The 24,958-nt window shown below is 60.2% G+C and carries 22 protein-coding genes and 1 pseudogene; 9 read left to right on the top strand and 14 right to left on the bottom strand.

Translation table 11 applies throughout. The annotated features are described in order from the left end of the window. Positions 1 to 46 precede the first annotated feature (46 nt). The 5 genes from CI807_RS06920 to CI807_RS06900 form a co-directional block, all read right to left on the bottom strand. The gene (locus tag CI807_RS06920; RefSeq protein WP_016978801.1) at positions 47 to 1,276 is read right to left on the bottom strand and encodes a nucleoside recognition domain-containing protein; all 1,230 of its coding nucleotides are present in this window, start codon (positions 1,274 to 1,276) and stop codon (positions 47 to 49) included. Positions 1,277 to 1,374: 98 nt separating this feature from the next. Further along, positions 1,375 to 2,706: a glutamate/aspartate:proton symporter GltP gene (gene gltP, locus CI807_RS06915; protein WP_028618660.1), complete on the bottom strand. Its 1,332-nt coding sequence runs from the start codon at positions 2,704 to 2,706 to the stop codon at positions 1,375 to 1,377. A 719-nt stretch (positions 2,707 to 3,425) separates the two neighbouring features. Then, complete coding sequence (locus CI807_RS06910; RefSeq protein ID WP_095014149.1) at positions 3,426 to 3,893, bottom strand: inhibitor of vertebrate lysozyme family protein; 468 nt, start codon at positions 3,891 to 3,893, stop codon at positions 3,426 to 3,428. 2 nt (positions 3,894 to 3,895) lie between these two features. Beyond that, entirely contained in the window at positions 3,896 to 4,060 is a 165-nt protein-coding gene (locus tag CI807_RS06905; protein ID WP_003170804.1) for a DUF1328 domain-containing protein, read from the bottom strand. Positions 4,061 to 4,137: 77 nt separating this feature from the next. After that, positions 4,138 to 4,422 carry a hypothetical protein gene (locus CI807_RS06900; protein WP_095017514.1) on the bottom strand — a complete coding sequence of 95 codons (285 nt, stop codon included), beginning with the start codon at positions 4,420 to 4,422 and terminating at the stop codon, positions 4,138 to 4,140. A 378-nt stretch (positions 4,423 to 4,800) separates the two neighbouring features. On the opposite strand from CI807_RS06900, the gene algB reads away from it, so the two are divergent. Together algB and CI807_RS06890 are read left to right on the top strand one after the other, a co-directional pair. Further along, positions 4,801 to 6,147, top strand: a complete 1,347-nt coding sequence (gene algB / locus CI807_RS06895) for a sigma-54-dependent response regulator transcription factor AlgB (protein WP_016978797.1) — start codon at positions 4,801 to 4,803, stop codon at positions 6,145 to 6,147. Between the two features lie 10 nt (positions 6,148 to 6,157). Further along, positions 6,158 to 7,945 carry a KinB sensor domain-containing domain gene (locus tag CI807_RS06890; RefSeq protein WP_095014148.1) on the top strand — a complete coding sequence of 596 codons (1,788 nt, stop codon included), beginning with the start codon at positions 6,158 to 6,160 and terminating at the stop codon, positions 7,943 to 7,945. Here the strand turns inward: CI807_RS06890 and CI807_RS06885 are convergent. The 6 genes and pseudogenes from CI807_RS06885 to CI807_RS06860 form a co-directional block, all read right to left on the bottom strand. Next, a complete protein-coding gene (locus tag CI807_RS06885; protein WP_095014147.1) occupies positions 7,942 to 8,718 on the bottom strand; it encodes an N-acetylmuramoyl-L-alanine amidase in 777 nt (258 codons plus the stop codon). The genes CI807_RS06890 and CI807_RS06885 overlap by 4 nt on opposite strands. Positions 8,719 to 8,806: 88 nt before the next feature. Beyond that, the gene (locus CI807_RS06880) at positions 8,807 to 10,855 is read right to left on the bottom strand and encodes a GGDEF domain-containing protein (RefSeq protein WP_095014146.1); all 2,049 of its coding nucleotides are present in this window, start codon (positions 10,853 to 10,855) and stop codon (positions 8,807 to 8,809) included. Then, on the bottom strand, positions 10,852 to 11,730 hold the full coding sequence (locus CI807_RS06875) for an endonuclease/exonuclease/phosphatase family protein (protein ID WP_095014145.1): 879 nt from the start codon (positions 11,728 to 11,730) through the stop codon (positions 10,852 to 10,854). The genes CI807_RS06880 and CI807_RS06875 overlap by 4 nt, the downstream gene beginning before the upstream one ends. 10 nt (positions 11,731 to 11,740) lie before the next feature. Beyond that, positions 11,741 to 12,376 carry a thiol:disulfide interchange protein DsbA/DsbL gene (locus CI807_RS06870; protein ID WP_095014144.1) on the bottom strand — a complete coding sequence of 212 codons (636 nt, stop codon included), beginning with the start codon at positions 12,374 to 12,376 and terminating at the stop codon, positions 11,741 to 11,743. A 168-nt stretch (positions 12,377 to 12,544) separates the two neighbouring features. Continuing rightward, on the bottom strand, positions 12,545 to 13,156 hold the full coding sequence (locus tag CI807_RS06865; RefSeq protein ID WP_095014143.1) for a cytochrome c4: 612 nt from the start codon (positions 13,154 to 13,156) through the stop codon (positions 12,545 to 12,547). Positions 13,157 to 13,190: 34 nt separating this feature from the next. Next, positions 13,191 to 13,411 (bottom strand): annotated as a pseudogene (locus CI807_RS06860) (cytochrome c5 family protein). 192 nt (positions 13,412 to 13,603) lie between these two features. Between CI807_RS06860 and yihA the strand changes: the two are divergent. Beyond that, positions 13,604 to 14,245 carry a ribosome biogenesis GTP-binding protein YihA/YsxC gene (yihA, locus tag CI807_RS06855; RefSeq protein ID WP_016978790.1) on the top strand — a complete coding sequence of 214 codons (642 nt, stop codon included), beginning with the start codon at positions 13,604 to 13,606 and terminating at the stop codon, positions 14,243 to 14,245. A gap of 269 nt (positions 14,246 to 14,514) precedes the next feature. Here yihA and polA read toward each other — a convergent pair whose 3' ends face one another. After that, positions 14,515 to 17,292 (bottom strand): DNA polymerase I, encoded by a 2,778-nt coding sequence (gene polA, locus CI807_RS06850; protein WP_095014142.1) that lies wholly within the window; start codon positions 17,290 to 17,292, stop codon positions 14,515 to 14,517. A 74-nt stretch (positions 17,293 to 17,366) separates the two neighbouring features. Between polA and CI807_RS06845 the strand changes: the two genes are divergently transcribed. Continuing rightward, entirely contained in the window at positions 17,367 to 17,657 is a 291-nt protein-coding gene (locus CI807_RS06845; RefSeq protein ID WP_016978788.1) for a DUF2782 domain-containing protein, read from the top strand. A gap of 56 nt (positions 17,658 to 17,713) precedes the next feature. Next, positions 17,714 to 18,667, top strand: coding sequence for a homoserine kinase (locus CI807_RS06840; protein WP_095014141.1), 954 nt, complete (start codon positions 17,714 to 17,716; stop codon positions 18,665 to 18,667). A 118-nt stretch (positions 18,668 to 18,785) separates the two neighbouring features. Here CI807_RS06840 and CI807_RS06835 read toward each other — a convergent pair whose 3' ends face one another. After that, positions 18,786 to 19,715: a zinc ABC transporter substrate-binding protein ZnuA gene (locus CI807_RS06835; protein WP_095014140.1), complete on the bottom strand. Its 930-nt coding sequence runs from the start codon at positions 19,713 to 19,715 to the stop codon at positions 18,786 to 18,788. A gap of 58 nt (positions 19,716 to 19,773) precedes the next feature. Between CI807_RS06835 and CI807_RS06830 the strand changes: the two genes are divergently transcribed. From CI807_RS06830 to CI807_RS06815, 4 genes are read left to right on the top strand one after another with little or no spacing between them, the layout of a single operon-like run. After that, on the top strand, positions 19,774 to 20,256 hold the full coding sequence (locus CI807_RS06830) for a Fur family transcriptional regulator (RefSeq protein ID WP_016978785.1): 483 nt from the start codon (positions 19,774 to 19,776) through the stop codon (positions 20,254 to 20,256). Continuing rightward, entirely contained in the window at positions 20,256 to 21,041 is a 786-nt protein-coding gene (gene znuC / locus CI807_RS06825; protein WP_095014139.1) for a zinc ABC transporter ATP-binding protein ZnuC, read from the top strand. Before CI807_RS06830 ends, znuC begins: the two co-directional genes overlap by 1 nt. Beyond that, a complete protein-coding gene (znuB, locus tag CI807_RS06820; RefSeq protein ID WP_016969536.1) occupies positions 21,034 to 21,822 on the top strand; it encodes a zinc ABC transporter permease subunit ZnuB in 789 nt (262 codons plus the stop codon). The genes znuC and znuB overlap by 8 nt, the downstream gene beginning before the upstream one ends. A gap of 37 nt (positions 21,823 to 21,859) precedes the next feature. Next, a complete protein-coding gene (locus CI807_RS06815; protein ID WP_095014138.1) occupies positions 21,860 to 22,579 on the top strand; it encodes a PA5502 family lipoprotein in 720 nt (239 codons plus the stop codon). Between the two features lie 45 nt (positions 22,580 to 22,624). Here CI807_RS06815 and katE read toward each other — a convergent pair whose 3' ends face one another. Further along, positions 22,625 to 24,754: a catalase HPII gene (katE, locus tag CI807_RS06810; protein WP_095014137.1), complete on the bottom strand. Its 2,130-nt coding sequence runs from the start codon at positions 24,752 to 24,754 to the stop codon at positions 22,625 to 22,627. Between the last annotated feature and the right edge of the window lie 204 nt (positions 24,755 to 24,958).

Here is a 24,958-nt window from a genome sequence, read left to right as displayed (position 1 = left end):
ACGTTCTTCGCGAGCAAGCTCGCTCCTACAGGTTTGGGTGTAAGCCTCAGCCAAAGAACCAGTAGCACACCGCAATCGCCGCCACGACACCCGCCAACTCCGCCAGCAACGCACACCCCACGGCATGCCGGGCGCGCTGGATCCCTACCGACCCAAAGTACACCGCCAACACATAGAAGGTGGTCTCGGTACTGCCCTGGATCGTCGCCGCCACCAGTGCCGGGAAGCTGTCCACACCTTGAGTCTGCATGGTCTCGATCAACATCGCCCGCGCAGCGCTGCCGGAAAATGGCTTGACCATCGCAGTCGGCAAGGCATCGACAAAGCGTGTGTCCATACCGGTCCAGGCGACCACATGGCGAATGCCTTCCAGGCCGAAATCCAGGGCGCCCGAAGCGCGCAACACACCCACGGCACACAGCATCGCCACCAGGTAGGGCAGCAGGTTCTTGGCCACGTCGAAGCCTTCCTTGGCGCCTTCGACAAATGCCTCGTACACCTTGACCTTGCGTAACGCGCCGATCACCAGGAACAGCATGATCAAGCCGAACAGCGTGAGGTTGCCGAGGATCGACGACAAGCCAGCCAGCGCCGTCGCGGAAAGGGTCGCCAGCAATGCCATGAAGCCGCCCAATACCAGCGCACCCGGAATCAGATAGGCCAGCACCACCGGGTCCCACAGCCGCAGGCGCTGCATGATCGCCACCGAGAGCAGGCCGACCAGGGTTGAGGCGCTGGTCGCCAACAGGATCGGCAGGAACACCAGCGTCGGGTCCGCTGCGCCTTGCTGGGCGCGGTACATGAAGATGGTCACCGGCAGCAGCGTCAGCGACGACGCATTGAGCACCAGGAACAGGATCTGTGCGTTACTCGCGGTATTAGGTATCGGGTTGAGTTCCTGCAGCGCCTTCATCGCTTTCAAGCCGATAGGCGTCGCCGCGTTATCCAGGCCCAGGCCGTTGGCCGCGAAGTTGAGGGTGATCAAGCCGATGGCAGGGTGGCCGGCGGGCACCTCCGGCATCAGGCGGCGGAACAGCGGGCCAAGGGCCTTGGCCAGCCAATCGACGATTCCGGCCTTCTCGGCGATGCGCAAGAAACCCAGCCACAGGGTCAGGGTGCCGAACAGCAGCACCATGACTTCCACCGACAGTTTGGCCATGGCGAAAATGCTTTCGACCATTGCCGCGAAAATTCCGGCGTTACCGCCGACCAGCCATTGCGCCAGTGCCGACACCATTGCCACGACAAAGAAGCCAAGCCACAGGCCATTGAGCATCAGTTGAATCCCCCGAAGAATGGAGCGAATGATAGCGGGGCTGGCAGAAACGACAAACCCCGGAATGATCCGGGGTTTGTCTTAGAGCTGTTGTGCTATCAGCTGCGGGTCGCTTGGGCGGCCGGCGCGGCTTCCTTGCTGCGCCAGTGCGGCAGCGAGTTCCAGTAGCGCTCGCCCTTGGCGTCGTCGTACATGCCTTCCCAACGGGAGATGACCAATACGGCCAGGGCGTTGCCGATCACGTTCAAGGCCGTACGCGCCATGTCCATGATGCGGTCGACACCGGCGATGAACGCCAGGCCTTCCAGCGGAATGCCCACGCTGCCCAGTGTGGCCAGCAGCACCACGAAGGACACGCCCGGCACGCCGGCGATACCTTTGGAGGTGACCATCAGGGTCAGGACCAGCATCAACTGCTGGCCAACCGACAGGTCGATGCCATACAGCTGGGCAATAAAGATGGCCGCGATGCTCTGGTACAGGGTCGAACCGTCGAGGTTGAACGAGTAACCGGTCGGCACCACGAAGCTGCAGATGGCTTTCGGCGCGCCGTAGGCTTCCATCTTCTCGATCACGCGCGGCAGCACGGTTTCGGAGCTGGCGGTGGAGTAGGCCAGGACCAGCTCATCCTTGAAGATGCGGATCAGCTTGAGGATCGAGAAACCAAACAGGCGAGCGATCAGGCCCAGTACTGCAAAGGCAAAGAACAGGATGGCGACGTAAACCAGGATCACCAGCTTGGCCAGCGGCAGCAAGGAGGCGAAGCCGAAGTTGGCGACGGTCACGGCGATCAGTGCGAATACGCCGATCGGGGCGTACTTCATGATCATGTGGGTGACTTTGAACATGCTCTCGGACACGCCCTGGAACATGGTCACCAGTGGCTCACGCAGCTCAGGCTTGAGGCTCGACAAGCCCAGGCCGAACAGCACCGAGAAGAAGATGATCGGCAGCATTTCGCCGCGGGCGACGGCCGCGAAGATGTTCGACGGGATCAAGTTGAGGATGGTCTCGATGAACGCATGCTCATGCTGCACTTCGGCGGCGGTGGCGGTGTACTTGGAGATGTCGACGGTACCCAGGGTACTCATATCGATGCCGGCGCCGGGGTGGAACAGGTTGGCCAGAAGCAAGCCGACCACGATGGCGATGGTGGTGACGATTTCGAAGTAAAGGATGGTTTTGACGCCGATACGCCCGAGCTTCTTCGCGTCACCGACACCGGCAATGCCGACGATCAGCGAGGAGATCACAATCGGGATCACGATCATCTTGATCAGGCGGATAAAGATATCGCCCGCTGGCTGCAACACATTGCTGATCCACCAGGCCTTTTCAGCACTGAAATGGTTGAGCACTGCACCGATTGCGATCCCCAGCACCAAACCGATGAGGATCTGCCAGGCGAGGCTTAGCTTTGCCTTCTTCATGTCATTACCCTTACTTCAAGTGAACTTAAGGCAAATGCGCCATCTGCAACGCTCGAGAGCGAAAAAGTGTGTGCATCTGCCTCCATGGAAGGTCACCGCAGCGTGGCCGAAATGGCTTACTGGCAGGCGAAAAAAGGCGCAACTATTCCCATGCAAGGGAGCGACGTCTAATGCCGTAAACGCCTACCCTATGCCGAATCGGCATGGCCTTTTTCTATAATAACTGTCCGAACGGTCAGTTCAAATGTGACATTTTGTCCGACAAATATGCCGTGAACCGGCCAAACCCGGCTCGCTCAGAGAATCAGGACATCCTTGAAGCGCTGGCAGAAATGCCTGGGAATTCCGCTGCTTAGTGTCGGAAACGTCCTATAGGCCCCATCAAATTTTATCGATAGATGGTCGAGCGGACATACCAAGAAATGGTTCTGAACAAGCAGAAGGGGAATATTCGACTATGGAGGGCATAACAAAAGAGAAATAAGCCCGCCGCAAGTTCAGCAAGCCATGAGCTTGTGAACCTGCGTCGCAGCTTTTCGCCTGACCCGGCCCTTGCGCAGGCACTCCCTGTACCCGTAGGTCACGCCGATCGCGATTGATCAGAGCAACCCGACCCCTTGGTCATGCACCGCCCTTGGCGAGCGATGCAAACAGAAAGAAGCGAGGGGCTTCTTTCTATGGACGCAGGCTCCGCAGACGACAGACGCGTCAGACGGAACCTAATACCAATTCGGATCTTTCTTAAGCTGCTCCATGAGCAACTTCTTCATGCCTTCATCCGGCTTACCGATAAAACGGTAATCGGCGTGCCGCGTCGGGGATTTGTCCGCCGGCAGACCGGCCGGGACTTCCACCAACATGGCGTAGGCATCTTCTTTGTCGAGGCTGAAGGCAACGATCAGGCGTTTGTTCAGGCACGTGTCAGCGGATTCGCAGAGCGGCCCGACCAAATACTTGTCGCCATCTTCTTCCACGGCGTTCATCTGTTCAGCGGTACCCGACAGGTTCATCACCCATTCCGGCAAACGTTCTTCTTTCTTCACCACGCCTTGCCAGGTTTCGCGGTATTGCGGGTCCGCGCTGAGCAATTCGTTGGCCCGGGATTGGCCGTCATTGGCGGCCATCGCCAAGCCGCTGCCGCCCAAGAGCAGGGCGGCAGCAATAGCTTTAAGGGACAGAGTGGTCATGTTCAGCCTCGGCCGCGACGACCAAAGAAGAAGGAAGCGATGAACATCACCAGGAAGACCACAAACAGAATTTTTGCGATACCCGTGGCGGTGCCCGCGATACCACCGAAGCCCAGGACTGCAGCCACAATGGCGATGATCAGAAATGTGATTGCCCAACTCAACATGGTGATTCTCCTTACGCTTTTATAGGGGTAACAGCGGTAGTGCCGTGCAGCCGCTCAATACGAACGGCTGTTGTTGCCTAGAACACCCAACGCTCTTGGGATGGCAGTTCACTCAGGGCAGACTCCTGGTCAACCATCCGCAATTGCGGGGCTGTTGCATCGGCAGCAGCACTGCCAACGGAACGGAAGTGGGTTTGGGTCATGGCCGGACGTTCAAACTGGGGGATCTGCTGCTGACTCTGCTGCCAATGTTGCAGTTGCTGGCCGCCAATCAGCGTGACCATCAGGGCCAGGCTGGCAAACAGACCTTGTTGCAAGCGCAGTGGCGATACACGCAATTGGCTGAGGCTTTGGCGAGTCATGCTGCTGTTCTCCCGCATTTTGATTATTCGTTGGGAGAGATATTGCAGAGTGCATGCCAGCTTTTTTACAAAATAAAACTCAATAAAATCAATGAGTTGAATATTATCGATTGGGTTGACCCCCAGCATCCTGCACGATGCCTCTCTGAGCGCCGTGCGAAATGCACGATGGCCAGCGGTCGGATCAATGGATAGAAAACGAAATGATTGTTGCCGAAGTGGCAAGACGGCATGAAAACGCCATCAGCCGGGGCTTTGTAGGTAACGATGCAGATAGCTGCACGACGCTGCCTTTTATCGATCAGAATAAACCATGCAACTTGCCCGATTATTCCGGGACTAAACACCATCATTCATAGTTTAAGGAGCGCGGGACAGATGGAATCAGCCAAGGAACTTCAAGGCCGCATTCTTTTAGTGGATGACGAATCCGCGATCCTCCGCACCTTCCGTTATTGCCTGGAAGATGAAGGCTACACCGTAGCCACCGCGAACAGCGCCGCTCAGGCCGATGCCTTGATGCAGCGCCAGGTGTTCGACCTATGCTTCCTCGACCTGCGCCTGGGCGAAGACAATGGCCTGGATGTGCTGGCCCAGATGCGCATTCAGGCGCCTTGGATGCGTGTGGTGATTGTGACCGCGCACTCGGCTGTTGATACCGCCGTTGATGCTATCCAGGCCGGCGCTGCCGATTACCTGGTCAAGCCTTGCAGCCCTGATCAACTGCGCCTCGCCACCGCCAAGCAGTTGGAAGTACGCCAACTCTCCGCGCGCCTTGAAGCCCTAGAAGGCGAAGTACGCCAGCCCAAAGACGGCCTCGATTCCCACAGCCCGGCAATGATGGTGGTGCTGGAAACCGCACGCCAAGTGGCCGGCACCGACGCCAACATTCTCATCCTGGGTGAATCCGGCACCGGTAAAGGCGAACTCGCCCGCGCCATCCACGGTTGGAGCAAGCGTTCGAAAAAGTCCTGCGTCACCATCAACTGCCCATCGCTGACGGCCGAGCTGATGGAAAGCGAGTTGTTTGGTCATAGCCGCGGTGCGTTTACTGGTGCCAGTGAAAGCACTTTGGGCCGCGTCAACCAGGCAGACGGCGGCACGCTGTTTCTCGATGAAATCGGCGATTTTCCCCTCACATTGCAACCCAAGTTGCTGCGCTTTATTCAGGATAAGGAATACGAGCGCGTCGGCGATCCGGTCACTCGCCGTGCCGATGTGCGTATCCTGGCCGCCACCAACCTGAATCTGGAAGACATGGTCCGCGACGGGCGCTTCCGCGAAGACTTGCTGTACCGCCTCAATGTCATCACCTTGCACTTGCCGCCGCTGCGCGAGCGCAGTGAGGACATCCTGACCCTGGCCGACCGCTTCCTGGCGCGCTTCGTCAAGGAATACGCTCGACCGGCGCGTGGCTTCAGCGATGAAGCGCGCGAAGCACTGCTCAACTACCGCTGGCCGGGCAATATCCGCGAACTGCGCAACGTAGTGGAGCGCGCCAGTATCATTTGCCCGCAAGAGAAGGTGGAGATCACCCACCTGGGCATGGCCGAACAGCCTGGCAACAACGCCCCACGCATCGGCGCGGCGCTGAGCCTGGATCAGTTGGAAAAAGCCCATATCGGTGCCGTGCTCGCCACCAGCGACACCCTGGACCAGGCCGCCCGTACCTTGGGCATCGACGCGTCGACCCTGTACCGCAAACGCAAACAGTACAACCTGTGAGCTGCACCTTATGAAGTTAGCGATGAAGCTGCGCACTCGGCTGTTCCTGAGTATCTCAGCGTTGATCACCGTCGCCCTGCTGGGTTTGATCCTGGGCCTGGTCAGCGTCATGCAAATGGCCAAGACCCAGGAATCCCTGATTCGCAGCAACTTCATCACGCTGGACTTGGGGCTGAAGCTGCGCCAGAGCTTGGGCGATCAACTGATCATGATGCTGGAGGAACGCCCCGACCCTGAGGCACTGCAAGCCTCCAAGCAACGCTACTTCGACCTGCTGGACCAGGGCATCGCCCATGAGCAGCGCGACGATCGCGGGACGGGGTTCAGTGAGGCCCGAGGCCAGTATCAGGATCTGCTGGACGCCTTTGACGAATCCCAGCAACCGACGCCTCCTCCAGGCTCCAAGGAAAAGCTCACCGAAACCTTCAATACGTTGCGCAACGGCCTGATCAACGAACACAAGCAGGCGTTGGAGAACATCAGCAACAGCGAGCACAAATCACGTGAGCGCGCGTTGCTGATCGCCGGCTTGCTGGGCTTGGTAGGGCTTGCAGTGCTGATCATCGGGTTTGTGACCGCCCATGGCATTGCCCGGCGCTTCGGCGGGCCGATCGAAGCGCTGGCCAAAGCCGCCGACAAGATCGGCCAGGGCGATTTCGAGGTCACACTGCCGATCTCGTCCGCAGCGGAAATGAATCAGCTGACACGCCGCTTCGGCATCATGGCCGAAGCGTTGCGCCAGCATCAGGCAACCAACGTCGATGAGTTGCTGGCCGGCCAACAACGTCTGCAAGCTGTACTCGACAGCATCGACGATGGCCTGCTGATGATTGATCGCCAAGGCCGTCTGGAACACCTCAACCCCGTTGCCCAGCGTCAATTGGGCTGGGACGAGGAACGCCTCGGTCAAGGTCTTGGCGAGGCACTGGCACGCCCCGAGCTGGATGAGCAACTGCAACTGGTACTGCGCGGCGGTAATCTGGAGCGGGCGCCGGACGATTTGGAAGTGGAAGTGGAAGGCGAACTGCGCCTGCTGACGTACAGCCTGACCCCGGTGAGCCATACCCAGGGGCATATCCTCGGCGCAGTGATGGTGCTGCACGACGTCACCGAACAACGCGCCTTCGAACGGGTACGCAGCGAGTTCGTACTACGCGCCTCCCATGAGCTGCGTACGCCGGTGACCGGCATGCACATGGCATTCGGGCTGTTTCGCGAGCGTGCGAAGTTTCCGGCGGAGTCCCGTGAAGCGGACTTGCTGGATACGGTCAATGAAGAAATGCAGCGCCTGATGCAGTTGATCAATGACCTGCTGAATTTCTCGCGCTACCAGAACGGTCTGCAGAAGCTGACGCTGGGGCCGTGCGATGTGACTGACCTGCTGGAGCACGCCCGTGCACGCTTCGTAGAGCCAGCCAATGCTCAGAACATCGAATTGCTGGTAGAAGCTCAATCCGACCTGCCTCGGTTGTATGCAGACCAGGCACAGCTTGAGCGGGTGTTGGACAACCTGCTGGGCAACGCCTTGCGCCACACGACGGCGGGTGGGCAGATTCGCCTGCAGGCGCGCCGTCATGGTGAGCGAGTGATTGTCAGCGTCGAGGACAACGGCGAAGGCATCGCCTATGGGCAGCAGGGACGGATCTTCGAACCCTTTGTCCAAGTGGGCCGCAAGAAAGGCGGCGCCGGCCTGGGCCTGGCGCTGTGCAAGGAAATCGTGCAACTGCACGGCGGCCGCATGGGCGTGTATTCGCGGCCGGGGCAGGGCACTCAGTTCTATATGGCGTTGCCGCTTTAAGTTCGATTCAACGCGCGCAGGATTGCGGCACTCTCCGCATCCGGCGTGCCGTCAAACAGCGTCGGCCGGAAATGCATCTGGAACGCCGCAATGACATGGCGCGTGGCGACATCCAGCTCCCCGGTCTGAGGCGTCTGGTAACCCAGGCGGGCCAATTCTTCCTGGAACCAGGTGATGCTCGGTAGCTCCGCCGCGTATTGCATCTGGAACCGCGCAACAGCCTGGGCATTCGGCCACACGCCCAACCCTTCATCGGCCAGGCGTTTCCAAGGGAACAATGGGCCCGGGTCCAGCTTGCGCAGCGGTGCAATGTCACTGTGGCCAATGATGTTCTTGGGGTCGATGCCGTTGCGCTTGCTGATGTCCTTGAGCAACACCACCAGGGATTTAACCTGCGCTTCGGAGTACGGGTACCACAAGCGACCGGTCGGGGTGTCCTTGTAGCCAGGGTTCACGATCTCGATACCGATGGAGCTGGAGTTGAGCCAGGTGCGGCCCATCCATTCGCTTTCGCCGGCATGCCAGGCGCGCTGGCTTTCATCCACCAGCTTGTAGATGGTGCCGGAGGCGTCGTCGCCGATCAGGTAATGGCTGCTGACCTGGCCGTGGGTAAGCAATGCCAGGGAGCGTTCAAGGTTGGTGGAGGTGTAGTGGACAATCACGAACTGCACGCGGTTGTCGTGGTTCACCGAAGGATGGCTGGTGTCCAGGCGCGGGCCGCTGGCGCAACCTGCGAGCAGAAGAAATACAAAGGCGAAGTACAAGGATTTCATGGCGGAAGACATTACACTGAAGACGATAATGCAACAGTGTAACGTACCCGTTGTGACCCAACCGTCAAATTACAAAATGGAACATCTTTTAGGCGGCCTGCACCTGGTTCCGTCCCGCCGCCTTGGCTCGGTACAGCGCTTCATCGGCACGTTTGAGCGCCAGGTCACTGCGCTCTCCCGGCTGGAACTGCGCCACCCCCATTGAAACGGTGATGGTCACCGGTTCGCCCTTGAAGTGAAACGGGCACGCTTCAATCGCTGCGCGCAACACTTCGCCCGCCGCCAGCGCATCCGACAGAGAAGAGTTTGGCATCAGCAACACAAACTCTTCCCCGCCAAAACGCGCGATAAAGTCGCTCGGACGCAGGCGCTTGCGCAGCACGTTGGCGATGATCTTCAGTACCTTATCGCCGGCCAAATGGCCGTAACCATCGTTGATGCGTTTGAAATGATCCAGGTCCAGCATCGCCAGCGACAGGTTGTTGCCGCGCTGGTGCCAAGTGTTGACCTCCTGATCCAGGCGTTCGCTCCAGGCCGCGCGGTTGGGCAGCCCGGTGAGCGGATCGATCAGGGCCTTCTGGCGCTGCACCTCCAGGTGCTCGCGGTAGCCCTGGGCTTCCTGCTCCATATTGGCAACACGCTCGGCCAAGCCTTTCAGACGCGCTGCCGTTTCCTGCTCGCGCTGGTCACGCTGTTGCTGGTGCTCGTCCATTGTGCCCAGCAGGCCTTCAAGGTGGCTTTCCAGCACGTGCTTGAGGCTGTCCAGGTCGGCAGCTTCCTGCACGCTGCTTTGCAAGCCATCGACCTGCTCGCGGATCTGCGTGTCCAGCTCGCGGGCGGCGGAACGGCTATCGGCATGGCCGTCACTGGCGACCTGCAAGTGCCCCTGGAAGGCTTCAAGACGCTCGTTGAGCTGCTTGAGATATGCCTCGAACTCATGCTGACCGCTGTCGGTGATCGCCAGCATCAATACGGCCAGGTCGTCGAGGATCGGCAGCAGTTCGTACCAGTTCAGGCCGTGGGCCAGGCGCTCGCGCATGGCTTCGGCCTGGGGTCGGTGGCGCTCGGGCAGCGAGAGTTCCTCCAGCAGGCCGAGCAGGGTGTCCTCGATGTGCTTGGCCACAGAACTGTAGGACGGTTCCGGCGAGTCGGGCAAGGCATAGGTGCCATCCGCTTGCAGCTCGTCGGGATCTGGCTCTTCGACCTCCAACACCGGAGGAAGCGACAGGCTGCCGATGACGGTCTCATCCGGCGCTTCGACCTGAACCTCAGGCGTTTCGATGAAGGCGGCGAGCGCGCTTTCCGGCGCAGGCTCTTCGACTTGAGGCTCGGGCTCGACCCGCGCTACTGGCGCTTCAATGGGTGCGGCTTGAGGCGGGGCTTCATAGACGAAGGTTTCGCTGGAGGGCTGGGCCACCTTAACGGGTGCTACAGGCTCAATGACGGGGGCGAGCGTTTCTTGAGGCTGCGGCGCAAAGGCGCGCAACGCTTGCGTCAGCTCTTCGGATTGCTCGGGCGGCTGTGGCTCGGCAGCCGCCTGCTTGGCTACCGCAGGCTGCGGGGCCGGTCGGGGCGTCGGTTCATTTTCCACCGCCTCGTTCACGACTTCTTTGGAGCCGAACAAGCGCTGCAAAAGCCCTGGCCCCGGACGCGGGGTTTCGCCGTCCGGCTCCAGGTTGTTCAACGCCTGGCCTTGCAGGCCACTCAATTCGCTGAGCAGCAAGGGAATCTCGCGCGCCTGGCTGACTCGGCCGTCTAGCTGCTTGGCGAACGTCTTCAGCGGACGGGCCACTTCACGCGGTAGCGGCAGCTTTTGCAGTTGCGTGACCAGGGACGTCAGCGCCGTGCTGATCTGGTCCACCCGGGTTTCACGGCGCTGTTCCGAATCCAGCACGGCCTTTTCCAGGCGCGGCAGCAAGGCGGCAAGGGCGGCGTCCATATCATCGGTACGGACAACGTCGCGCATTTCCTTCATGCATTGGTCAACCGCGCGGTCAGTGCCTTCAGCGGCCAGGGTGCTGCGCACCAGCCCACGGCGCAGCAGGTCGAGACGGGCGGCCCAACGGCGTTCGAGCTTTTCTTGTTGCTCGATGCTTTTAAGGTATTTTTCTTTCCAGCGCTGGGCGTCGTCGCTCATGCAAGGGGTCCGCGAGGGGCAGGGCTCAACGCGGGTAATGCATCAGCCGTGAGCGAACCCGGCAGACGAATCTCTACCGCGACCGGCAGGTGATCGGAAATGGGCTGCGCCAGCACCTGCACACTTTCAAGTGTGAGGGTAGGACTGAGCAGGATATGGTCAAGACAGCGTTGCGGGCGCCAGCTGGGGAACGTGGCTTCGGCTTGTGGCGCCAGTAGCCCGAGGTCGCGCAACGGAGAATTCTGCAACAGATCGCTGGCGTGGGTGTTCATGTCCCCCATCAGCACCTGGTGTTTGTAATTGCCGATCAGCTCTCGGATGTAGGCCAGTTGCATGGTGCGGGTACGGGCACCCAGCGCCAGGTGCATCATCACCACCACCAAGGCTTCCGGGCCTTCGCCAAACCGCACGAGAATCGCGCCCCGGCCCTTGGGGCCTGGCAGCGGGTGATCTTCGATGGCGGAGGGTTTCAAGCGGCTGAGCACGCCATTGCTGTGCTGCGCCAGGCGCCCGAGGTTGCGATTGAGTTGCTGATACCAATAGGGGAAGGCACCGAGCTGGGCCAGATGCTCGACCTGGTTGATGTAACCGGAGCGCATGCTGCCGCCGTCGGCTTCCTGCAGGGCAACCAGATCGAAGTCGCTCAGCAGGTTGCCGATCTTCTGCAGGTTGCCGGCACGCCCATTGTGGGGCAGCAGGTGCTGCCAGCCACGGGTGAGGTAATGCCGGTACTTCTCGGTACTGATACCCACCTGGATATTGAAGCTCAGCAGGCGCAGACGGCTGTCTGCCGGCAGGCCCGTGGATTCCAGGTGATGTTCGTTGACCTGCGGGTCATGCAGGCCAACCCCACGTTCGGTACCCCAGCGGCGCATGACGGGCCCCTTACTTGGCTGCGCGCTCTTTGGCGATCAGCTGGTCGGCAACATTGAGGGTCTGCTCAGGACCACCGGAGGTGCCCAGGTCGAAACGGTATTTGCCGTTGACGATCATGGTAGGAACACCTTGCACACCGTACTTCTGCGCCAGCTCTTTGTATTGAGCCATCTTGCCCTTGACCGCAAAGGAGTTGAAGGTCTCAAGGAACTTGGCTTTGTCGACACCTTGAGTGGCCACGAAGTCAGCCATATCTTCTGGCTTGGTCAGACGCTTCCCTTCTTTCTGGATAGCATTGAACACAGCGTTGTGGACTTTGTGCTCTACGCCCATGGTGTCCAGCGTAATGAAGAGCTGACCGTGGGCGTCCCACGGGCCACCGAACAGTGCAGGGATGCGTTTGAAGTTCACGTCGGAAGGCAGTTTCTCAACCCATGGGTTGATGGTCGGCTCAAAGGCGTAGCAATGCGGGCAGCCGTACCAGAACAGCTCCACCACTTCGATCTTCCCTGGCTCCGAAACCGGAACCGGATTAGCCAATTCAACGTAGGTTTTACCGGCTTCAAGCGGCACGTCGGCAGCTTGTGCGGTCATGCCGAAGAGGCTGGCAGTGACGAGAGCGGCGCTGAGGATCAGATTACGCATGCTTTACTCCTGGACAAATAAAGTCGCCTCACGCGACCTTTGTTGTGACAGGTCTACGCGGGCATGAGTTCGTTAGTGTAACGGTAGCGGCCACAAAAAAGGGCAGCCTGGGCCACCCTTTTTATGCTTGCATCGCGGGATTAATCGAGTGTTAACGTTGCGTGCACCTTAGTGCAGGCCCTGGATGTAGCTGGAGACCGCCGCGATGTCTTCATCACTCAGCTTGCGGGCGATGGTGCGCATGATTGCGGCGTCGCCATCGTTGGCTCGCCCGGCTTCTTCCTTGCGGAAATCGGTCAGTTGCTTGGCGATATAAGTGGCGTGCTGGCCGCTCAGGTGCGGGAAGCCGGCGGCGGCGATGCCCGCGCCATTGGGCGAGTGGCAACCGGTGCAGGCAGGCAGGCCTTTTTCCAGGTCGCCGCCGCGGAACAGTTTCTCGCCACGCGCCACTAGTTTCGGATCAGCAGCTCCCACACTGCCTTTCTGGCTGGCAAAATACGCCGCGAGGTCTGCCAGGTCCTGATCGCTGAGGTTGGTCAACAAGCCGGTCATTTCCAGGACCGTGCGCTTGCCGGACTTGATATCCTGCATCTGCTTGGTCAGGTAACGTTCACCCTGGCCGGCCAGTTTGGGGAAGTTCGGCGCCGGGCTGTTACCATCCGGTCCATGGCAAGCACCACACACGGCGGCTTTCGCCTGGCCCGCTGTAGCGTCGCCTGCAGCATGGGCAACACCGGTGATGCCCAAGGTCAACAGCAGACTCACGATCAGTTTGTTCATCAGCTAATCCAACTACGGCTAAGGGGTTTAAGAGTTATCTACCGGGTTTACTCACCATCACCTGAATGATGGCCTGGTAATCCTCAGTACTGCAGTCCATGCACAAACCACGCGGCGGCATTGCCTTGAAACCCTGGGTCACGTGTTGACCAGCGTGTCCACGCACACTCGGTTGTACACCGCTTCCGGATCCTGTGTAGCCTGAGCGCCGTAAAGCGGGACCAGGACACCGATAGCGAGCAACCACTTGGTCATACGTCGACCATTTCAGGGTTTGAGAGCGTTTTGCGTTCTAATGCGCAATAAAGGTCTATCGCTCCCGTGAACCTCATCCTTCGCTGGGACAAAGCACACACAAAATCTGCGGCATTATATACTGGCGCTACTGAAACGGAAACGACACCGCTTGCCGCACCCTTTTTCGGCACCGCCCACATCGGAAATCTCATGCAACTCAAGAATCCCATCCTCGGTCTGTGCCAACAGTCCACGTTCATGCTCAGCGCCGCCAAAGTTGACCAATGCCCCGATGACGAGGGCTTTGAAGTCGCCTTTGCCGGTCGTTCCAACGCCGGTAAGTCCAGCGCGCTGAACACCCTGACCCACGCCAGCCTGGCACGCACGTCGAAAACCCCGGGCCGCACGCAACTTCTCAATTTCTTCAAGCTAGACGAAGATCGGCGTCTGGTCGACCTGCCGGGTTACGGTTACGCGAAAGTACCTATCCCGCTGAAGCTGCACTGGCAGCGTCACCTGGAGGCTTACCTGGGTGGCCGCGAGAGTTTGAAGGGTTTGATTCTGATGATGGACATCCGCCATCCGATGACCGACTTCGACCTGTTGATGCTCGACTGGGCCGTCGCCAGCGGCATGCCGATGCACATCCTGCTGACCAAGGCCGACAAGCTGACCTACGGCGCAGCCAAGAACACCCTGCTCAAAGTGCAGTCCGAAATCCGTAAAGGTTGGGGTGATGCGATCACCATCCAGCTGTTCTCGGCGCCAAAACGCATGGGCCTGGAAGAAGCCTACACGGTGCTGGCAGGCTGGATGGAATTGGCCGACAAGGGCGCGGAACTGGCCGAGTAACTTTTCTGCAGGCAAAAAAAACCCCGGACTTCTTATGGGGAGGGGAAGTTCGGGGTTCAAGTTCCGGACCGCTAGGGCGGGGTCCAGATATCTGCCAACACTTAACACAACATAGGAGCATTGAAGGGCTTCACCACCCATTCAGTAACTCTGAGTAGCAGTTCACGGGTTAAGTTCCGGCAGGTTCGAAAAACTATTTGAAATAACCGATGGCGATTTCCGCACTAAAGCACTCTGCCATCACGCAAGGTGATGGCAGAGTCCCGAAATCAGTGCGCTTCGTCCCAGTTGTTGCCCACGCCCACCTCCACCAGCAGCGGCACATCCAACTGCGCGGCAGCGCTCATGTGCTCGCGAATCTTCTCGCTGACTTGCGCTACCAGGTCCTCACGCACCTCCAGCACCAGTTCATCGTGCACCTGCAGGATCACCTTGGCATCCAAGCCTGAGTCGGTCAGCCAATTGTCCACCCGCACCATGGCTTTCTTGATAATGTCCGCCGCTGTGCCCTGCATCGGCGCATTGATCGCGGTACGTTCTGCCGCTGCGCGCTCTTGGGGCTTATTGGAGTTGATGTCCGGCAAGTACAGGCGGCGGCCGAAGAACGTCTCGACATAACCCTGATCAGCCGCCTGGGCGCGGGTGCGCTCCATGTACTCGCGAACCCCGGGATAACGGGCGAAATACACATCGATATACGCCTTGGCCGTCTTGGTATCGACGCCAATGTCCTTGCCCAGCTTCTGCGCGCCCATACCGTAGATCAGGCCGAAGTTGATTGCCTTGGCGCTGCGACGCTGATCCGAGGTGACCTCGTCCAGCTCAACCTTGAACACTTCTGCCGCCGTAGCGGTGTGCACGTCCAGGTTGTCGCGGAAGGCGTTCATCAGGCCTTCGTCCTTGGACAGGTGCGCCATGATCCGCAGTTCGATCTGCGAGTAGTCCGCCGCCAACATTTTGTAGCCCTTGGGCGCGACGAACGCCTGGCGGATCCGCCGCCCTTCAGCGGTACGCACCGGGATGTTCTGCAGGTTCGGATCACTGGACGACAAGCGCCCGGTGGCCGCCACCGCCTGGTGATAGGACGTGTGGATGCGCCCGGTGCGCGGGTTGATCTGCTCCGGCAGGCGGTCGGTATAGGTGCTTTTCAGCTTGCTCATGCTGCGGTACTGCATCAGCACCTTGGGCAGCGGGTAGTCATCTTCGGCCAGTTTGGCCAGCACTTCTTCAGCCGTGGAGGCCTGGCCCTTGCCGGTTTTTTTCAATACCGGCAGGCCGAGTTTCTCGTAAAGGATCGCGCCGAGCTGTTTGGGCGAGCCCAGGTTGAACGCCTCGCCAGCGATCTCGAACGCCTGGCGCTCCAGCTCGACCATCTTGTTGCCCAGCTCGATGCTCTGGATGCCCAGCAGATCCTTGTCAACCAGCGCGCCTTGGCGCTCGATACGCGCCAACACCGGCACCAATGGGATTTCGATATCCGTGAGCACACTCGCCAGGCTCGGGATGGCCGACAGTTGCGCAAACAGCGCCTGGTGCAGGCGCAAGGTGATATCGGCGTCTTCTGCCGCATACGGGCCAGCCTGCTCCAGCGCGATCTGGTCGAATGTCAGCTGTTTGGCGCCTTTGCCGGCGATGTCCTGGAAAGCGACGGTGTCGTAGTCCAGGTACTTTTTGGCCAGGCTGTCCATGTCGTGACGGGTTGCCGTGGAATTGAGCACGTAGGACTCAAGCATGGTGTCGAAGGCGATGCCGCGTACGGTAATGCCGTGCGCCGGGTCGCCACCGATGGCGCAGTTGGCCAGGATGTTCATGTCGAACTTGGCATGCTGGCCGACCTTGAGCTTGGCCGGGTCTTCCAGCAGCGGCTTGAGGGCCAGCAGCACGGTGTCACGATCCAACTGCTCCGGCGCGCCGATGTAGGAGTGGGTCAGCGGGATGTAGGCCGCTTCATGGGGCTGGACGGCGAAGGACACGCCGACCAACTGCGCCTGTTGGGCGTCGATACCGGTGGTTTCGGTGTCGAAGGCGATCAACTTCGCGTCGTTGAGCTTCTTCAACCAGATGTCGAAGGTCGCCTGGTCGAGAATGGTGGTGTAGCTCGCCTCTGTCGGCGCGACGGCTTCAACGACGTCCTCAACAACAGGCGCAGCCTTGAGCTCCACACGCTTCACATCGCGCTGGATTTCGTCAATCCAGCTCTTGAATTCCAACAGCGAGTACAGCTCCAGCAGCTTCTCGCGATCCGGCTCGATCAGGTGCAGGTCATCCAGGCCGACATCCAGCGGTACGTCGCACTTGATTGTCGCCAATTGGTAAGAAAGAAATGCACTCTCGCGATGCTCTTCCAGCTTGGCCGGCAGCGTCTTGGCGCCACGGATAGGCAGGGTCGGCACGATATCCAACTGCTCATAAAGCTCTTTGATACCGCCGTTCACACCGACGAGCAGGCCGGAAGCCGTCTTGGGACCAATACCCGGAACGCCTGGAATGTTGTCGGACGAATCGCCCATCAACGCCAGATAGTCGATGATCTGCTCCGGTGCGACGCCGAATTTCTCCTTTACGCCGTCGATATCCATCGCGCTACCGGTCATGGTGTTGACCAAGGTAATGTGCCCGTCAACCAGCTGCGCCATGTCCTTGTCACCGGTCGAGATCACCACCGGGCGGTTGGCAGCCGCGCTGCTGCGAGCCAGGGTGCCGATCACGTCATCAGCTTCGACGCCTTCGACGCAGAGCAACGGGAATCCCAGGGCGATCACGCTCTGGTGCAGGGGCTCGATCTGCAGGCGCATGTCATCGGGCATGCTCGGGCGGTTGGCCTTGTATTCGGCGTACATGTCATCGCGAAAGGTCCCACCCTTCGCGTCGAACACCACCGCGAACGGGCTGCCCGGATACTGCTTGCGCAGGCTCTTGAGCATGTTCAACACGCCCTTGACCGCACCGGTGGGCAGGCCTTTGGAGGTGGTCAGCGGTGGCAACGCGTGGAAGGCGCGGTACAAATAAGAAGAACCGTCCACCAGGACGAGGGGTGCTTGGCTCATGAGCAGAATCAACCTTTTCGGCGGGTCAGGCGCTAGAATAGCCGGACCAATGACGACAAAGGGACAAGGTTATCATGCGTACATTCAATCGCCTGCTGTTGACCGGCTTGATTGCACTCGCTCCGATGGCTGCCATGGCGGCAGACAGTGCCCCTGGGGGCGATCCGGAAGTTACCATTCGCACGGAAGGCGACAAGACCATCCAGGAGTACCGCCAGAACGGTTTCCTGTACGCAATCAAGGTAACGCCTAAGGGCGCGCCTCCGTATTTCCTGGTGCGCGCGGACGGAACCGACGCGAACTTCATCCGCTCTGACCAGCCGGATATGCTGATCCCGTCATGGAAGATTTTCGAATGGAAATGATTTCTTAACTTAAATTGGCGCCGCGCCCTGCGGCGCCCGTACTGGCAGTTTTAACCATGTCTGTGTTCACCCCCCTGGCTCGGCCCGAGCTGGAAACCTTTCTCGCCCCTTACGGCCTCGGCCGCCTGATCGACTTCCAGGGGATTGCCGCCGGTAGTGAAAACACCAATTTCTTTATCAGCCTGGAGCAGGGCGAGTTCGTCCTGACCCTGGTTGAACGCGGTCCGGTCGCGGAAATGCCGTTCTTCATCGAACTGCTCGACGTGCTCCACGACGCCGACCTGCCCGTGCCCTACGCCCTGCGCACCACCGACGGTGTGGCCCTGCGCGAGCTGAAAGGCAAACCGGCGCTGCTGCAACCGCGCCTGGCCGGCAAGCACATCAAGGACGCCAACGCCCAGCACTGCGCCCAGGTCGGTGATCTGCTGGGTCATCTGCACCTGGCAACACAGGGCGAGAAGGTGCTGGAGCGCAAAACCGATCGCGGCCTGGACTGGATGCTCAGTGAAGGCGCGCAGTTGATTTCGCACTTGAACGACGCGCAACAGCGCCTGCTGCAGGATGCGCTGAGTGAGATCGAAGCCCACAAGGCCCAGATCCTCGCCCTGCCGCGCGCCAACGTTCATGCCGACCTGTTCCGCGATAACGCGATGTTCGAAGGCACGCACCTTACAGGCTTGATCGACTTCTACAACGCCTGCTCCGGCCCGATGCTGTACGACGTGGCAATCGCACTGAATGACTGGTGCTCGGACGCGGACGGCGTAATAGATGGGCAGCGCGCCCGGACATTGCTAGGCGCCTACGCAGGGCTGCGCCCGTTCACCGCCAAGGAAGCCGAGTTGTGGCCGACGATGCTGCGCGTGGCGTGTGTGCGGTTCTGGCTGTCACGCCTGATCGCGGCCGAGTCGTTCGCCGGGCAGGATGTGTTGATTCATGATCCGGCGGAGTTCGAGCATCGCTTGGTGCAGCGTCAGCAAGTGACTGTCCAACTCCCATTTGCGATGTAACACCTCTACCTGTAGGAGCGAGCCTGCTCGCGAAAAACCCGAGAACGCCGCGTTTATCCAGGGTAAACGCGTCATCGTTAACGTTTTTCGCGAGCAAGCTCGCTCCTACAGTGTGGCGTTACAGCGACTCCAGACACCCAGCCAAATCATTACCCAGCTTCTCCAGCACCTGCTCATACCCCTGAGCGGTAGCCGGGGTATAACCACCCAACGCATCCAACTCCGCCAGCTTCACCGGCAAACCGGAGACGAGCGTTTCCGCCAGCCGTGGACGCAGCGGCGGCTCGCTGAACACGCAAGTCTTGCCCACTTCCTGCAAACGCGTACGCATCGCCGCCACATGCTGGGCGCCGGGTTGTACCTCAGCAGCCACGCTGAACACGCCGGTGTGCTTGAGGCCGTAAGTGTCTTCGAAGTAATCGAAGGCTTCGTGGAACACGAAGTAAGGTTTGCCATCAATCGGCGCCAAGCGGACCTTCAGGCGAGCATCCAGGGCATCGAGGCGCTCATCGAACGCCTTTACGTTGCTCTGGTAACGCGCAGCATTGGCCGGATCGGCGGCAGCCAGGTCAGTCGCCATGCGCGCTGCAATCACCCGAGCGTTCACCGTCGACAGCCACAAGTGCGCGTCCAGGCTGCCTGGACGGTGATCGTGGTCATGTTCGTCGGCTTCATCGGCGTGTGAGTGGCTATCTTCGGCAAAACGACGCAGCTTCATGCCTGGCAGGTCCTGCACTGCCACTGTCGCGGCCGTACGACCTTTCAGCACACGCGGCAGGAAACTCTCCATATCCGGGCCGATCCAGTACAGCAGGTCCACCGACTGCACACGCCGTACGTCGGATGGGCGCAGCGCATAGTTATGCGGCGATGCACCCGGCGGCAATAAAACCTCAGGAACCGCCACCCCGTCCTGCACAGCCGCGGCAATCAGTTGCAACGGTTTGATGCTGGTCAGCACCTTGACCTCGGCCTGAGCGGCGCTCGCGACGAACAAACTGGTGACAAATACGACAAAAACGGGAAAAAGTCGGGACACGATGACCACTCAATGGCGTAGGAACGGGTAACATAATAACGTCTCTATCAAATGTCTGTCGCCGCTCATGCCTAAAACACCGCTTGCCAGCCGTCCCCACGACCACTCTCATTGCGTGCATACCGCGCTGTCAGAGGCCGATACCCTGTGCACACAGAAGGGTCTGCGCCTGACCGCCTTGCGTCGCCGCGTGCTGGAACTGGTGTGGCAGAGCCATAAGCCGCTGGGCGCCTACGACATCCTGGGCGTGCTCAGTGAGCAGGATGGCCGCCGCGCCGCGCCGCCGACCGTGTACCGCGCGCTGGATTTCCTGCTGGAAAACGGCCTGGTGCACCGCATTGCCTCGTTGAACGCCTTTGTCGGTTGCAGCCACCCGGAACACGCGCACCAGGGCCAGTTCCTGATCTGCCGCGAGTGCCACGCCGCCATCGAGCTTGAACAAAAAAGCATCAGCGACGCCATCGTCAAGAGCTCTGCCGAGGTCGGCTTCCGGGTCGAAGGGCAAACGGTCGAAGTGGTCGGCCTGTGCTCGGGCTGCCAGGGGGCTTGATGAGCAACGCGTTAATCCGCCTGGAACAGGTCGGGGTCACGTTCGCCGGGCAAGCCGTGCTGGATAACATCGCACTGAGCGTGGAGCCTGGGCAGATCGTCACCCTGATCGGCCCCAACGGCGCCGGCAAGACTACCCTGGTGCGCGCCGTGCTCGGCCTGCTCAAGCCCGACACCGGCAGTGTGTGGCGCAAGCCCAGGCTGCGTGTCGGCTACATGCCGCAAAAGCTGCACGTGGATCCAACCCTGCCGTTGTCCGTGTTGCGCTTCCTGCGCCTGGTGCCGGGTGTGGACCGTGCCCGTGCGCAAGCGGCGCTCAAGGAAGTCGGCGCCGAGCAGGTGATCGACAGCCCGGTGCAAAGCATCTCTGGCGGCGAAATGCAGCGCGTACTGCTGGCCCGCGCCCTGTTGCGCGAGCCGGAACTGCTGGTGCTGGATGAACCCGTGCAAGGCGTCGACGTCGCCGGCCAGGCCGAGCTGTATAGCCTGATCACCCGCCTGCGCGACCGCCATGGCTGCGGCGTGTTGATGGTGTCCCATGATTTGCACCTGGTGATGAGTACCACCGACCAGGTCGTGTGCCTCAACCGTCACGTGTGCTGCTCCGGCCATCCGGAACAAGTCAGCGGCGACCCGGCCTTCGTCGAGCTGTTCGGCAAGAACGCCCAGAGCCTGGCGATCTACCACCACCATCACGACCACGCCCATGACCTGCATGGCGCCGTGGTCGACGATCCCACCACACCTCATACCCACGTTCATGGAGATAGCTGCAAGCATGGCTGATTTTCTGCTCTACGCCCTGCTGGCAGGCTTGGCTTTGGCGTTGGTGGCGGGCCCATTGGGCTCGTTCGTGGTGTGGCGACGCATGGCCTATTTTGGCGACACGTTGTCACATGCCGCGCTCTTGGGCGTCGCCATGGGCTTCTTGCTGGATGTCAGCCCGACCATCGCCGTGACCGTGGGCTGCCTGCTACTGGCAGTGCTGCTGGTGACCCTGCAACAGCGCCAGCCGCTGGCCTCCGACACCTTATTGGGCATCCTGGCGCCCAGCACGCTGTCCCTGGGCCTGGTGGTGCTGAGCTTCATGCATGAAGTGCGCATCGACCTGATGGCCTACCTGTTCGGCGACCTGCTGGCAATCAGCACCACCGACCTTGCATGGATCCTCGGCGGCAGCGCAGCCGTGCTGGTGCTGCTGGTGGCCCTGTGGCGGCCGCTGCTGGCAATCACCGTGCATGAAGAGCTGGCCACGGTGGAAGGTCTGCCCGTGCCGACCCTGCGCATGGCCCTGATGTTGTTGATCGCCGTGGTGATTGCTGTCGCGATGAAGATTGTCGGCGTATTGTTGATCACATCGCTGCTGATCATTCCCGCAGCTGCTGCCCAGCGCCATGCCCGTTCTCCGGAGCAGATGGCCATCGGTGCTAGTTTGCTGGGGATGCTTGCAGTGTGCGGGGGCCTGGCGCTGTCCTGGTTCAAGGACACGCCGGCCGGGCCATCGATTGTGGTCACGGCCGCCGCCCTGTTTCTGCTGAGTTTTGTCCTGCCCCGTCGAGGGGTGTAGACTTGCTCGCTTTTTGCGCAAATAGAGAGTCGCAGGAATGAAGCCGTTCACCTCCCGTTATCTGCTCCTTGCCGCATTTTCCCTGCTGCTGGGCGCCTGTCAAAGCACACCGCCCGCCGCCCCCGAGGCCCCGGACGCACGCGCTGCGGCCATCGCGCAGCTGGAACAAAACCTGGCCAGCAGCGAGTTGGCCACTGCCGAAGACCAGTTGGCGGCACTGCAAGCGCAGTCGCCCAACGACCCGGCGCTGGAAAACTATCAGCGTCAGTTGGCGGAAGCCTACCTGCAACGCAGCCAGATCGTGCTGCAAAAGGGTGACGTCAACGCAGCTGCAACCGCCCTGAGCCGCGCCCGCGCCCTGATGCCCAAGGCGCCCGCACTGACCGGCGGCGTCAACAGCGCCATCACCCACGCCCGCAAGGCCGAGCTGGATAAAGCCGAAGCCGCCCTGAAGGCCGCCGAAGCCAAGCCTGCGGCCAAGGTCATCGACCCGGCGGCCGAAAGCACCACCGTGGCGTTGAACCTCACCGATATCGAAGAACTGCGCCATCAGTTGGATGCCATCGCCACCGACGTGGTGAATTACCAGTGCGATGTGACCATCCAGGCGCCGCGCACCCAGGATTACCCGTGGTTGGCCACGCTGCTGACCAAACGGGTGAAGCGAATTGATTCGGGGTATGACCTGAAGATTCACCGGCAGATCTTGAAGAAGATTCCGGCGCAGGTTGTGTTGATTCCGCGCAAGGCGGAGTAAGAAAAGATGATCGCTCCCACCCAGTGGGAGCGATCCTTTTAACGCTTAAGCCGGAATCGCCTTAGCCTTAGGCTCCCGATCCCAGACCCGATGCTGGGCAATCGCGGCCACAAACGCCTTCAATGCCTTGGCATCCCCGCCGACGATCAACCCCGCATCAACCTCCAGCTTCAACAGGTCCAGCAACTGCTTGGCTTCTCCCACCACCGCAATCGCTTTCAAATGCTTGTACGCCTCCAGCAGGTAGTGCAACGCCACGCCGTCCTCGCTCAACGCCTTCACCGATTTGGCGCCGCCGGGTACAAACACCGCGTCGAACGCCACGGACGGCAAGCCCTCCATGGACGCATCCACCGGCAAACTCTTGCCGTCCGCCGTGGTGACCGGCGCCGAGGTCGGCCCGAGCAATTTGGCGTGGGCGCCTTCGGCCTTCAGCACTTTCTTCAACGCCTCGATCGCCGCACCATCCACGCCATTCGCCGCGAGGATTGCCACCTTGCGCGTCTTGATGTCGCCCGACAGCAGGTTCGCCTGGCTCAAGGCCGGTGAGCGCGACAGCGACGTCTTGCGCTCCGTCACCGTGCCTTTCTTCGGCACCGGCAACCCGAGGTTCTGCGCCACACGCTTGGCCAGTTCAAGGTCGATATTCGCCAGGATCTCATTCACCTGGCGCGCGCGAATGAACTCACGCTCCACCTTGCCCAGCTCAAAGCTGTAGGCCGCAATGATGTGCTCCTGTTCATGCTTGCTCATGCTGTGGAAAAACAGTCGCGCCTGGGAGAAGTGATCGCCGAACGACTCGCTGCGCTCACGCACCTTATGGGCATCGATGCGCTCATGGTACGACTCGAAGCCGCCGTCCTGCGCCGCAGGCGGGGTTTCCTTGGGCCAGCCGCCATCGATGGAGTTGGGTTCGTACGCCGCACGCCCTTTGTCGATGGTGGTGCGGTGCATGGCATCGCGCTGGCCGTTATGGAACGGCGCCACCGGACGGTTGATAGGCAACTCATGAAAGTTCGGACCACCGAGTCGGCTGATCTGCGTATCGGTGTAGGAAAACAGACGGCCCTGCAACAACGGGTCATTGGAGAAATCGATGCCCGGCACGATATGACCTGGGCAGAAAGCGACTTGCTCGACTTCAGCAAAGAAGTTATCCGGGTTGCGGTTCAGCACCATCTTGCCCAGCGGGGTGATTGGCACCAATTCTTCAGGGATCAGCTTAGTCGGGTCGAGAATGTCGAAGTCGAACGCATGCTCCTTCTCCTCGGGAATCACCTGCACGCCCAGCTCCCACTCGGGGTAATCACCCATTTCAATCGCTTCCCAGAGGTCGCGGCGGTGGTAGTCGGTATCTTTACCGGCGAGCTTTTGCGCTTCGTCCCACACCAGTGAGCAGGTGCCGGCCGTAGGACGCCAGTGGAATTTAACGAAGTTGGATGTCCCTTCAGCGTTGATGAAACGAAAGGTGTGCACGCCAAAGCCCTGCATGGCCCGTAGGCTTTTAGGAATCGCCCGGTCGGACATTGCCCAAATCACCATATGCGCCGATTCCGGCTGCAGCGACACGAAGTCCCAAAAGGTATCGTGGGCCGAACCGCCTGTAGGAATCTCGTTGTGGGGCTCGGGTTTTACCGCATGGACAAAGTCAGGAAACTTGATCGCGTCCTGGATGAAAAACACCGGCATGTTGTTACCGACCAGGTCGAAGTTGCCTTCGTCGGTGAAAAACTTCACGGCGAAACCGCGCACGTCGCGCACCGTATCACCCGAGCCACGCGGGCCTTGCACGGTGGAAAAGCGCAGGAACACCGGGGTTTTATGCCCAGGATCACGCAGGAAACCGGCCTTGGTCAGCGCCGAATGGTTCTCATAGGTCTGGAAGTAACCATGGGCGCCGGTGCCGCGAGCATGCACGATGCGCTCCGGGATGCGCTCATGGTCAAAATGCGTGATCTTTTCACGCATGATGAAATCTTCGAGCAGCGAAGGCCCGCGCGCGCCGACCTTCAAGCTGTTCTGGTTGTCGGCGATCTTCACGCCCTGGTTGGTACGCAGGGCCTGGCCGGTAGCGTCGGAGCGAAATTCTTCCAAGGCTTCCAGCTTGGCGTTGGTGTTCTTACGGTCCAGGGTGTCGGTTCCGGCGAGTTCGCTCTTTGGCTTTTTCGTACTCATCAGTCAAAACTCCTTATTCAGACCCAGGCACGGCACCCGGGAATCGCATTGCTTAAGTAGTGACTGACGAGGTTTTGGGCCGTTCCTTTTTTATGACCTTTGATCGCGTTATTGCCAAATCGCTGGATGAATGCGAAATAAATGCTAAGAAACGCTATACGGACAGGCTAAAATGCGCGCCCGGCTAACCGCTGATCCCTTTTC

Source organism: Pseudomonas sp. NS1(2017) (genome assembly GCF_002269425.1).
GTDB classification, from domain to species: Bacteria; Pseudomonadota; Gammaproteobacteria; order Pseudomonadales; family Pseudomonadaceae; genus Aquipseudomonas; species Aquipseudomonas reactans.
This window is presented reverse-complemented; position numbering and strand designations above follow the sequence as displayed.